We start from the raw sequence: 12206 nt of genomic DNA on the forward strand, positions 1-12206 counted from the left end.
GAACCCCTTAAAGTTCGGTATCACCTATGTATAGAAAGAAAGGGATAATGATGTCTACCCCCGACCCCCAAAAGGGTGGGCTTGTTGATACGGGAGCTGAAACGCGGGAGCTTTATGCTTCGCGGGGCTACGTCGATGATGTTCTGCCGGTCAGGCCTAAAGATCGTTCCTGGTCGATTACCCAGTACATTACCGTGTGGATGGGACCCATTCACAACATTCTGTCCTACTTTACCGTTGTCGGTTTCTTTGCCCTGGGGCTTTCCGCCCTCCAGGTGGTTGGGGCAATTCTTACCGCCGCCGTGATCGTGTCCATTGGATACATTCTTAACGGTCAGGCCGCGGCAAAGTACGGTGTTCCGTTTGCGATGCAGCTGCGTGACTCATTCGGGTCAAAGGGTGCTGTCATTCCCACCGTCATCCGTGGAATTATCGCCGGATTTGTGTTCTTTGGTATCACCACCGTGTCCAGCGCTCAGGCACTGGACGTTGTACTGGAGCAGATCTTCCCCGGATTTATCAACCTTGGTAACGGAGCGACGATCCTGGGTCTAGCCGTCCCCACCGCAATCACCTACCTCATCATGTGGGTTATCACGGTGGCGCTGTTTTTGAGCGGCCAGAAATTCCTCGCTAAGTTCAGCACCTGGGTGAACCCGGTGGTTTTTGTTCTCATCGTTATCGCGATGATCCTTGCGGTGACCAATGCCGGTGGTATGGGAGAGGTGCTTTCGTTCCGTCCGCTTGATGTTGACGTTACACCCCTTATTTTTATTACCTGTGTTTCTATGCTGGTATCAAACTGGGCGGGCCCGATTGTGAACACGGGCGACTACTCGCGCAACGCAAAATCTATGCGTGCACCGGCGGTGGGATTCCCCGTGGGCGTGATTGGCTCGTACATCCTGTTTGCGTTGGTTACCATAGCGTTTATGGCTTCTCTCCAGGCGGCGACCGGCGGTAATTTTGACATTAACCGTCCAACAATTTTTGTGGAGGCCATCAACTCGATCGGTAATCCGTTTGTTGTTGTTTTGCTTATTCTTGCGATGAACGTGGGTGCTGTTGCCTTTGTGGTCTTTGGCAATATGCTGCCCGCGGGCCTTCAGCTCACCGCTCAACTGCCGAAGCTGTTCTCGGTACGTACCGGCGCAATCCTCGCGGCCGTTATCGGAACGTTTATTCTGCCGTGGAAGTTTGTGGAGGCTACCGAAGCGCTATTCCTCTTCTATTCCTTCATCGGGTCGATGTTCGGTCCGATTGCTGGAATTATGCTGGCCTCCTACTTTATCGAGCGTCGTCGTACTCTTGATCTTGACCGGATATACGAGGATCCCAAGTCTGCTAGTCCCTATCCCGCCTACAACTGGCGTGCGATCGGGGTGCTGGCTGCGAGCTTTATCATCACCATGTCGGGCACGATTTTCACAAATGTTCCCTTCCTGGTTGAGGTCAAGAACCTGGCCTTTTTCTCCGGCCTGTTTATCGGTTTTGTGGGGTATTCGCTCACGATACTTATAGCCCGTCGTAAAAGCTAAACACTCTCTCACAGTTCCCTAGGGCGTTCCAGGTGAGCGCCAGAAAAGAGAAAATCATGAACACCACACCAACCCCCGAGGCCGTTGATAACTATTTCACCCGTGCCGCTGAGGTAACAGTCGAGGGTATGCGTGCGGGTACCGGTGGCCCTTTTGGAGCCACCCTTGTGCGTAACGGAGAGATCGTGGTCAGCGTGGGAAACACTGTCCTGCGTGATACTGATCCCTCCGGCCACGCTGAGCTGGTAGCCGTGCGCGAGGCGTGTGCAAAGTTGGGTACCCTTGACCTCTCAGACTGCGTTATGTACGCAACCTGTGAGCCGTGCCCGATGTGCGTGGCAGTTATGCTGTGGGCGGGCATCAGCACCTGTTACTTTGCCTCAACACGGGATGATGCCGCCGAGCACGGATTCTCCGACATGCACCTGCGCAACTTCTTTAACGGTAGTGATCGAACCCCCATGGATCTTGTTCACCTGAGCGAGGGCCGTGAGGAGAGCGCTCAGATCTGGAGCGAATTCCGCGCTCTGAATAGCTAAATAGTCCGAGTGATTCACCGCCTGCGGGATTAACGTCTGTGGGCGGTGTAGCGGTAACGCACGGTATCGTACTTTCGAGTGACCCCGCAGGAAACGGTCACCAGCGAGAGCCTGCGGGGTGACCTATGGGGTGCTGTCGGGTAGCGGGCGCAACCGCGTTCTCCACGACATATTCTGTGAAGCCAACGCGACCCCGATCACCACGAGTAACCATCCGGATCCCGTGAGTAGATTGCTCTCTGCAAGGCCTGTGATGGCAAGGGTCGTGATGATGAGTATGGGCCACAGATAGACGTCTGAACGCTTGGTTGTCGCGGTGAGAAACGAGCGGATAAAAGCCAATAACAGCGCGGCAATAAAAAGTATAAGACCCACCATTCCCACCTGCAAATACAGGTCAAAGAATGTTCCGAGGGCGGATTGGTGCTTAGTGCCGATATCAAAATTGATCGCAAAATAGGGCTGTGCGCCGCTCGGCCAGATCCCTACCCAGCCCCACCCCTCAAGCGGGCTCTGACGTGCGCTCGTGAGTACGGATTGCCAGAGCGTGAGCCGAACTTTAAGCTCGCTTGTGGCGTGTAAGCGGGCAACAATCTCGTTTCTGAGCAGCCAGGAAAAAATAGTAAATACCGCCACGAGCGCAAAGAACCCAATCTGCCAGCGTGTGCGTTCGGAAGCATTTCTCCGTCTAATGAGCAGGACCGCCCCAAAAACCAGGGCTACACAGAGTATAACTCCTGCCTGAATTACGGAGCGTGAGAAGAGTAAGAGTGAACCTGCGAGGATAAAGGAATAGATTGCCAAAGAGCGTTGGATGGCCCGTGTTTTAAGCTCTATTACGGTGGTGACAAGCGATATAACCGCCACAAAGGCTAGGGCATTCCTCGAGCCAAAAATACCTTGAATTGGGCCGCCATAGGCGAGGTTTCCCTCGACGCGCAGCAGTGAGAACGGGATATCGAGCAGAATTCCGGAGAGCAGTTCGACTCCCAGCGAGGCGGTCAGGAGGACCCTGAGGGTGTTCCCCAGTGCGCGAATAATTTGAATATGGTCGCGGTAAGACGCGATATACAGTCCCAGGAGCGCAACCCCCACCTGGTAAAGGAGTGAACTCCAGGTAGCGGAGGGTCTGCTTGACCACATGAGTGTGATGCAGCACCAGAGAATAAAAATCGTCAGTGTGAGGGGTAATTTTTCGCCCCAGGAAAGTTCTCCACGACGGAAAATAGCCGACAGGACGGCCAATATTACAAGCGTCAAGATCATGGCCGTGTATGCCGGTCCACCCATGATTCTCTGTATGAAGTGTGCTGCAAAGAGAACGCCAAAAATGGCGGTTGTGAGTACGGCGGCGAACTCCGCGCTCGAGAGGAAGCGTCGGGCAAACTCAAAGAGTTGCTGTAGCAGAGTCTGCATTGCGCTATCTTAGCGGAACATCCCGCCATGCGGGGATTGGTTCGTCGCCTGAGGTCGAGGGGACTTCGTAGTCTGTTTTTGTTTTTATGGCGAGAATGGTGAGCAATAACCAGCCGCTTTCGCTGAGTATTCGACTTTCGCTAAGCGATTGCACAATCAGGGCCGTGACGACGAGTAGGGGGAGCAGCGTAGAGGCGGCGTAGGGCAGTACCTCCCCCGGATAGCGCTGGGGGCGATCAATCGCGCGAAACCAGGAGCGCCACAGGGTGAGGCTTACCAGAAGGGCAAACGTGATGAGTCCAACAACCCCCAGCTGAAGCCACACGTCAAGCCACGCGTTGTGGGCGTGGGGGACAGGGAGGCCGTTGCGCGTGTACAGGTTGGTGTACGGTTCTACCCAGGTGGGCCAGTAGCTTACCCAGCCCCATCCAAATGCGGGTCGCTGTTCGGCCACCCGGACAACGGCGTCCCAGATATCGATTCTGCCCGTGAGGTCGCTGCTTTTACCGAGAATTGAGAGTGCCGGGCCCCGAATTAGGAATGCTATGGGGACCACAAGAGCCACCATGAGTCCAGCTGTGAGGTAGAGGGGCACACGAGATTCCGCCCGCACGGTGCGTGCCCAGAGCGCGAATCCCAGGGCAATGATCACCACAACAAGCGCGATGATTACGGTTGCCGGGCGAGTGAGCGCCAGGACAAGTAGCGAAACGAGCAGCCAAAATATCCCGGGTGTCAATCGGATGCTTCGCCCCGCGAGTTGGATTCCAAACACGATCAATCCGAGAAGGGCAACAAACCCGAGCATAACGCTGCTGCCCAGGAGACCCTGTATGGGGCCTCCCTCAAAAATGAGGTCGCGGCTCCACCACAGCAGCGGTGATACTTTTCCCTCCGGACGCTCGATCCATAGGGGAAGGACCCGGTCTCCAATAAACACTGATACGAAAATTTCAAAAAGAAGTGATAGCCCCAGTATGTATCGGATCGCAGTTCCCAGGGAGCGAATGAGCTCTGGCCAGGTGAGTACAAACGCCATACACAGGGCAACCGCGGTGGTGACTATCTGTGCGGACGCACCAAGCAATGACTCGAAAGGGTAGGCTGACCAGGCAATTGAGGCCACACACAGTGCTAGGAAAAGCCAGAGGGACTTTGGTATCCGATACCAGCGAAACTGGGGTGGTTTTACGGCGATAAAGGCCCAGATATTGAGAGCGGTGAGGACTACGGTTATGGTTATGAACCCGGGCCATCCCACGATGTTACGCACCGCATTTGCCCCGAGGGCGTGAATGAAGGTTACGATGGCAAGGGCGCTTATAGCCAATCTGGTTTTTGCATCGCTCATTCTAACGAGTGTAATGGGCCTGAGCGGTGCGAGGGGCAGCTTGGGAAGATAGTTGGTAGTCTCGCTCTTGGAGGACACAGGTGTTTGTTAAAATAGTGAATAGCCCGCGTGAATATGCGTGGGGGTCGATAACCGCGATTCCTGAGCTGATGGGGTTGGAGCCGACGGGCAAGCCGCAGGCGGAATTATGGTTGGGAACGCATCCCGGTTCACCGAGTGCGGTGGTGCATGAGGACGGTTCGGAAGAGCCCCTTGCGCGTTGGCTTGTCGAATCGGGAAACGCTGAGGAGCTTCCTTTTCTCTTCAAGATCCTGGCGGCCGCCCACCCACTATCACTCCAGGTTCACCCCTCACGGAAACAAGCTCGGCTGGGATTCACCCGCGAGACTCAGCTCGGTATTCCTCTCACCGCACCAAATCGTAACTATAAGGATCAAGAACACAAACCAGAGATTATTATTGCGCTGAGCGATACATTTGATGCGCTGTGCGGGTTCCGCTCGATTGCTCGCGTGAGGGACGATCTACTGAGAGTGATCCAGAGTGCGGCTTCCCCAGACCTGGCTCTCCTTGAAAAGGCCCTGCTGCTGCTTCGTGATGCCCCCGAAGCCTCGCCCGAGGAACGTGAACGTGTTGCTCAAGAAGCGCGGCAAGAATTTATTGTCTGGTTGTTTTCTCATTCCGCAGAGGCTGAGGACTTTATGCGTGCCCTTGAGGCTGCGTTACGCGGTGGTGAAAGCTCTCTGGTGGAAGAGTATCCGAACTTCAAAACCTTCCTGCACCTTCGGGAAGAGTATCCCGAGGATCCGGGGGCTGCTGTCTCTTTGCTACTCAACCGGGTCACCCTGACGGCGGGCGAGTCTCTGTACCTGCCCGCAGGGAATATGCACGCCTACCTACACGGACTTGGCGTTGAGGTGATGGCTTCCTCGGATAATGTGCTGCGTGGAGGACTCACTACAAAGCATGTGGATACCGAGGAACTGGTCAACATCTTGGACTTTTCTACGCTTGATACTCCTCGCTTGACAGGTGAGGGCGAGCACCCCGGAGTGATGAGATGGGTTCCCGATGTCTCCGATTTTCAGGTGTGGGGCATAGAAACGCTGAAAGATCGTCCGGCACGGGTGCAGCTTCCAGGCAGCAGTGCTGTCGGCTTTGTAACTCGAGGAGAGATAACGATCAATTATTCCGGTGGCAGTGTATCTCTGCAGCGGGGCGAATCGTTTGCTGGAATCCAGTCTCTTTCCGGGGCAGAAGAGATTGAATTTGAGGGAGACGGTCAGGCTTTTGTGGCCACAACGGGAGTTGTCTCGGGTGCTGAGTGATATAAAGCGGCATCAAAATTAAAAATATTCAACTGTTTTTCGCTCTGCGTGAGATGAGTTGAATCGTAACGATTATGTGTCGCCATCCTTGTATTTCCAGGGTTTATTAACCGATAGACATTTTTATGCCGTGTCGTAAAACTTCAATTCGACATTGAGGGTTTACTATTCTCGGCTTGACTTGATCGAATTACACCGATGTAATTGTGAAAGCGAGTTTTTGTGCCAGCCAAGCAGAAAGGGAAAATGTCGTGTCGGTTCCTGAATATCGTTCCGGAGTCCCGAGTGACTGGTTTATTGATCCCGTCCAGCTCGGAGTGCCGGGTGTTCGCAACCCAAATGAAGATAACGAACTAGCGTGGCAGGCAGACGCACTGTGCGCTCAAACTGATCCCGAGGCCTTTTTCCCCGAAAAGGGCGGATCCACCCGCGACGCAAAGAAAATCTGTGGTTCGTGTGAGGTTCGCTCGCAGTGCCTTGAATACGCTCTTGAAAACGATGAACGTTTTGGCATTTGGGGAGGTCTCTCCGAACGTGAGCGCCGCAAGCTTCGTAAGCGTGCCGTTTAACTTTTCGTTCTGATGCGAGCTTCGTTATGTTCGCCCGTGGGTTCTTGGCGTTCTTTAAGGCTCGTCATGAAATATCTGAGGAAATCTCCTTCTCCCTCGGAGTGCCGCGCGACTTTATCAATTATTGGCCCGTAGGCTATTCGTAATGCAAAGCCGAGTTACTGCCCTAGTTGTGGCCACAAATGGTGCCGCGAGACTTGAACGAACCCTAGAGGGTCTTACCCAGCAAACTCGTAAGCCCGACCGAATCATCCTTGTTGATAACGGATCAACCGATACCACCTCGGCTATCTTCGCTGATTTTCCTGCGGATAGGATCATCTCCACGGGAGAGGTTCTTCCGTTCGGGGCAGCCCTGAAAGCCGCTATGCAGTGGATGACCGATGAGGTCTCCAGTGGTGAATGGCTCTGGCTTCTTACTCACGATAGTTTTCCCGAGCCGGAAGCTCTTGAAGTCATTCTCTCTACGGTGCAGCGGGCTCCGTCTGTTGCTATTGCTGGACCCAAAATTACGTCGTGGGACAGACCTGACCACATCAGGGAAATCGGCCAGACTCTCACTCGTTTTGGCGCGCGTTGGCAGCTCAGCACGGAAGAACTAGATCAGGAGCAGAGGGACACTCAGCAAGACTCCCTGGCGGTGGGTCCCGTGGGTATGCTAGTGCAACGCCAACTGTGGGATCACCTTGGTGGCTTTGATCCAGCGCTTACCACTCATGATGATGGCCTTGATCTCTGCGTTCGTGCCCGTCTTGCGGGTTATCGGGTTGTTGTTGCTCCTGAGTCTCGAGTGCGATTCGCTGGGGACGGCGTCGCCGGGCCCCTCGTGAGTCGCAAGATGGCGATTGCTCGCCAAAACTATCGGGGTGCGCGTACTGCACAGCTACACCGTCGATTAGCGTACGCACCGGCATGGGCTGTTCCCTTTCACTGGTTATCCCTGTTGCCGCTGGCGATTGTTCGAATACTGTGGTACTTGTTGCGTGAGCTTCCCGGGCGTCTTCCCGGCGAGATCGCCGCGGCATTTACGGTTTTATTCTCCGGTCATAAGGTAGGAAACGCACGGCGCTCTCTCCGGTCAACAAGGACCGTGGGGTGGGACGCTATCAGGCCGCTGAGGGTCGATCAGAAAACCGTACGAACGCAGCAAATGATTGACCGTGAGGCGATTCTTGCCCGTCAGGGCCGGATTAAGCATGAAGCTCACTTTATTAGTACGGGTGGGCTCTCTCTGCTTACCGTGAGTGTTGTTTTCTCGTTTGTTCTGTTCTATTCGTTTTTTAGTACAACCGCCCTTTCAGGAGCCGGGCTACTTCCCCTTAGCAATAACCTAGGTGATCTCTGGGCCAGCACACAGTACGGATTGCAGGGCGGCGGCGCCGCGGTTGTTGGGCCCGCACATCCCTTTAACTTTGTTCTTGCGATTTTAGGGACACTCACCTTCTGGCAGCCCAGCTTCTCAATTGTTCTGCTGTATTTTGCGGCCATTCCTCTCTCTGCTCTCTCCGCGTGGTTCTGGGCCGCGCGGGTCACTGAACGTCCCCTGGCCCGGGGGTTTGTGGGGGCCGCGTGGATGCTGAGTCCGACCCTTCTTGCGTCTCTTGACCAGGGACGTATTGCGGCGGTTATCGTGCACATACTTCTCCCGTGCCTGGTGATGGCTCTCATGGGGGCGAGGAAGTCCTGGTCGGCTGCAGCAACAAGCTCACTTCTTCTCGGTATTATTCTTGCCTGCGCGCCCTCCCTCTTCCCCGCAGCAGCGGTGCTTTTTGTGGTGGGCCTCGCGTTTAGTGGTCGAGGCTTTGCCCGTGTGATAACGGTTGCGATTGCGCCGGTTGCACTGTACTTTCCGCTCGCTATTGCCGCCCTCTCACAGGGTAAGCCGCTCACAGCCTTTATCGACCCCGGCGTGCAGCTGCCGTTTGATCCGGCGACTCCCACGCAACTTCTTCTGGGATTCCCTACAGCGGGGCTTGCCGGTTGGAACACTGCCTTTGACACACTCGGTATCGGCCACTGGCCCTACACAATCATTGTTGCCGTTTTGGTGGCTCCTCTGGGGCTTCTGGCTCTTTTTGGTGTCGTCTTCTCGCGAGGGCAGCGGGCGGTAACCGGTCTATTGCTTGCGGGGGTGGGACTTGCTAGCGCTTTGCTTGTCAACCACTTTATTCTGAGCTCAGTGGGGGCAGAACCAGTGGGAACCTGGGCAGGACCCAGCTTGAGCCTGTACTGGTTTGGGCTCTTATCGCTTGCGGTTGCCACGCTCACCGTTCTTCCGAAGCTATCTGAGACGGTGACTGCACTATCTGGCCTCATGCTTTTTCTTGCGGTTGTTCCTGTTATCATCTCGATCTTTCTGGGGCACGGTGCCCTGCGTAGTGCTGACTACACTGTTCCAGCCGTAGTACGAGCTGCTGCCCAGAGTGGTCAGGACGTGGGAACCCTGGTGCTGACTCCACAGCCAGACGGAGGAGTACTCGGGGAGATTGTTCGTGGAACCGGTGCCACGCTGGACCAGAGGTCCACCCTGTCGTTTATGAGCGGTTCGCTGAACAGCGGCGAGCAAGACAAGATCGAAGTTTTGGGAGCTTTGCTCTCGGAGGGTTCTGGTAGCCAGCTCGAGAGACTGGGTGAACTGGGAATAAATTTTGTTGTCCTGAGTGACGTCTCGGAGGGCAAACCCATTGCGAGTACCCCGACAATTTCAGCAACGACATCACGAATTCAAAATGCCCTGGATAATAACTCCGACGTGTCCTCCGTGGGACCAACTGAGTTTGGGGATCTGTGGAAAGTGAGTGACGATGTTGCTGACTTTACCCCTCCGACTATGTCGCGTGTGCAAGAGACGTATGGACACTCTATTTGGCTTATTCAGATGATTGTTATCGCGGGACTCTTCCTACTGGCACTTCCCACCGGCGCGGTGGTTGAAAAACCGCCGAAAAAGAAAAAACGTAAGTCTTATGCGGGAACATCTTCTCAAAAGGTAGCTCCACCTCCTGTATCTGACAGCACAGTTGGCGGGGAAGCCTCGGCGGAAAAATCTGAAAAACCCTCTGAAGAGCTGGAAAAAGTTTCTGAGAGCGAATTGGCAGTGTCAACGCGTAAGTCTCGAAGAGCAACACGCCAAAAACAGTCAAGTAATGAGGAGAGTTCCGCCAAGGTCCGGCGGAAAAAACGAGAAGGAAAAGACTCCGAAATATCTGCGACAGTATCCGAGAATTTGGCTGCTGTCCCCGTTATTGATGCGTCTGTTGCGCCGGGGGCGTCTTCCGGGGTTGTCTCGGGCTCTGACACTGCTTTGGACGCTTCTGTGGAGACCCCGAGCGCTCCCGCTGTTTCCGAGGGAATCCCGAACTTTGCTTCGGATGGCTCTGACGCCGCCCCAAACTTGGAGGCACCCGATGCAATCTCCACTGTCGGGCCGGTACGTGATGATCGTGACTCAGCTGAAAAGCGTGACTACGAACAGGCCGCACATGACGAGTCAGACCTCGAAGACACCATCATCGAACCCAGAAAAATAGGGGAGGAGCCCACCGATGTCTAAACAAAAGAAGGCCCTGACCCTATCCGGAAAAATCGTAACGGGTGTTGTTGCGGGAGGACTCACCCTCGGTGCTATATATGCGCTGGGTATTGTCAACCTCCCCACGGTGGTGAGAGACCCTGCCTCCGCGACGATTGACACGACTGCCGCCTCACAGTCCGAGATTGCTTGTGTGGGCTCTGTGGTGGAGATTGGTTTTGATCCGGCAAACCCGCTCAGTATTCAAGACATAGGCGAAGCGCAGATAGTACAGTTTTCATCTGACTCTGCACCGCTTGATAGCTTTCTGATCGATAGAGTGGGGGTGAGCGAGCCGAACCCCGCAGCGCAACCCACGGCGGCCTCTCTGTCAGCGCAAGAACGGAGCACTTCGGCGATAGTTCAGAGTCAGACGGTGGAGAGCGAAACCGTACGCGGTTATACCGCATCCGCCTGCGCGCCCTCTCTGGCGGAGAGTTGGCTTGTTGCCGGGTCTACTGTGCTGGGCTCATCATCGCTTGTTTTGCTCACCAACCCCGGAGATGTCACCGCTAACGTGACCCTAACCGTTTACTCGGAGCAGGGACTTGTTGACGCCCCAGGTTCTAGCAACCTGGTTGTTGAGCCCAAGACACAGCGTGTGATTTCGCTCAACGGATTGGCTCCCAATATAAACGCCTCCGTTATACACGTTCAGTCACGCGGCGGAAAGATTGCAGCGGCTCTGCAACAAACGCTTTCTCAGGGTATTGATGCCACCGGGCTAGAGACATCTACAGCGGTTGCTGCCCCCTCGCAGAACCCACTAATCCCGGGTATTCGGGTCGTGGCGGCGGGCACCGACCACGCGCACGACGATCACGATGATAGCGCGAGGGTTCTTCGTCTCTTCTCACCGGTGAACAAAAACTCCACCGTGAAGGCTATCGCCTACGGGGCAGACGGATATTCGCAGGATCTTGGGACCTTCGAGGTGACGCCGTTGATGGTAAATGAATATGTACTCCCGGAACTTCCGGAGGGCGTCTATACAGTTGGGCTTGAAACAGAGGACCCTATGTTGGGGAGCGTTCGTTTGACCTCTGAGGGCGCCAACGGAGTTTATGATATTGCCGCTTTTCAGGCTGCCCAGGCCTTTGAAGGCCCCATGGCGGTTGCAGTTCCTTCGGGACCCAATCCGATTCTCAGTCTCTACAACCCGAAAGCCTCAAACGCAACCGTGAACCTCACTCGGGGAGATTCTCCGCAGACAATAACGGTTCCCGGGGGCGGGGCTGTGCAGGTATCGTTGGAAGAAGGTGCCGGATATGGTCTTGACGCTTCAGCACCCATCGTCGCCGGGGTCTCCCTGGCGAATAGCGGTGCTATCAGCGGCTACTTGGTGGAGCCTCCAGCTACCGATGCGGAACCGCTCACAGTGTATACCCGTTAGGGGAGAGACGCTTTAGTAATACCTATCGCCATTGGGCGGTAGGAGTTCCCAGGGTTCTTTGCCCAGGTACTCTGCTATCGCGCTGTACACCGCGTACTCGATGAACATTCGCCGTTGGAGAGCATCTTCCATGTGCAGGTCACCGGAGCGTTGTAGCGGCACTCGAAAGAACGTGATGCGTTTTGATGCTCTGGTGACGCGCCACAGCTGTGGTTTTTCCGAGTCTTTCTCAATACTGTCGGTCGGAACTGAGACAAAATCAAACTGTACGGAGTTGAGTTGTTCCGGCCACAGAGATCTCAGATATTCCACGGTTCCACCCGCGATGCGATCGAAGAGGGCGATCCTATTGTTGAGAATGGGAAGCTCGGGTCCGAGTACGGGCGAGCGCAGGTCTCGACCGTGGCGGGAGGAGAACGTTTCCCGTTGGGTAACACGGGAGGTTTCACGTCGAGAATCGCTCATGGCTCAACTTTACCCCCATCCGGGGTACCCTTGATG

The 12206-nt window shown here is 55.1% G+C and carries 9 protein-coding genes; 6 read left to right on the forward strand and 3 right to left on the reverse strand.

The features are described 5' to 3' along the window. The first annotated feature begins 47 nt into the window (after positions 1-47). The gene (locus FrondiHNR_RS04035) at positions 48-1538 is read left to right on the forward strand and encodes a cytosine permease (RefSeq protein WP_279353970.1); all 1491 of its coding nucleotides are present in this window, start codon (positions 48-50) and stop codon (positions 1536-1538) included. A gap of 56 nt (positions 1539-1594) precedes the next feature. After that, entirely contained in the window at positions 1595-2077 is a 483-nt protein-coding gene (locus FrondiHNR_RS04040; protein WP_279353971.1) for a nucleoside deaminase, read from the forward strand. 123 nt (positions 2078-2200) lie between these two features. Here the strand turns inward: FrondiHNR_RS04040 and FrondiHNR_RS04045 are convergent, their stop codons facing one another. Both FrondiHNR_RS04045 and FrondiHNR_RS04050 read right to left on the reverse strand, forming a co-directional pair. Beyond that, complete coding sequence (locus FrondiHNR_RS04045) at positions 2201-3493, reverse strand: hypothetical protein (protein ID WP_279353972.1); 1293 nt, start codon at positions 3491-3493, stop codon at positions 2201-2203. A gap of 4 nt (positions 3494-3497) precedes the next feature. Further along, positions 3498-4922 (reverse strand): O-antigen ligase family protein, encoded by a 1425-nt coding sequence (locus FrondiHNR_RS04050; RefSeq protein WP_279353973.1) that lies wholly within the window; start codon positions 4920-4922, stop codon positions 3498-3500. 17 nt (positions 4923-4939) lie between these two features. Here FrondiHNR_RS04050 and manA point away from each other — a divergent pair, with 17 nt between their 5' ends. The 4 genes from manA (at position 4940) to FrondiHNR_RS04070 (ending at position 11705) form a co-directional block, all read left to right on the forward strand. Further along, positions 4940-6172 carry a mannose-6-phosphate isomerase, class I gene (gene manA, locus FrondiHNR_RS04055; protein WP_279353974.1) on the forward strand — a complete coding sequence of 411 codons (1233 nt, stop codon included), beginning with the start codon at positions 4940-4942 and terminating at the stop codon, positions 6170-6172. A 251-nt stretch (positions 6173-6423) separates the two neighbouring features. After that, positions 6424-6741, forward strand: a complete 318-nt coding sequence (locus FrondiHNR_RS04060; protein WP_279353975.1) for a WhiB family transcriptional regulator — start codon at positions 6424-6426, stop codon at positions 6739-6741. A 145-nt stretch (positions 6742-6886) separates the two neighbouring features. Next, complete coding sequence (locus tag FrondiHNR_RS04065; RefSeq protein WP_279353976.1) at positions 6887-10294, forward strand: glycosyltransferase; 3408 nt, start codon at positions 6887-6889, stop codon at positions 10292-10294. Beyond that, positions 10287-11705: a DUF5719 family protein gene (locus FrondiHNR_RS04070; RefSeq protein WP_279353977.1), complete on the forward strand. Its 1419-nt coding sequence runs from the start codon at positions 10287-10289 to the stop codon at positions 11703-11705. Before FrondiHNR_RS04065 ends, FrondiHNR_RS04070 begins: the two co-directional genes overlap by 8 nt. 12 nt (positions 11706-11717) lie before the next feature. On the opposite strand, the gene FrondiHNR_RS04075 is transcribed toward FrondiHNR_RS04070, so the two are convergent. After that, positions 11718-12170, reverse strand: a complete 453-nt coding sequence (locus tag FrondiHNR_RS04075) for a metallopeptidase family protein (protein ID WP_279353978.1) — start codon at positions 12168-12170, stop codon at positions 11718-11720. Positions 12171-12206: the final 36 nt, after the last annotated feature.

Origin of the sequence: Lysinibacter sp. HNR (genome assembly GCF_029760935.1) — a bacterium.
Taxonomy (GTDB): Bacteria; Actinomycetota; Actinomycetes; order Actinomycetales; family Microbacteriaceae; genus HNR.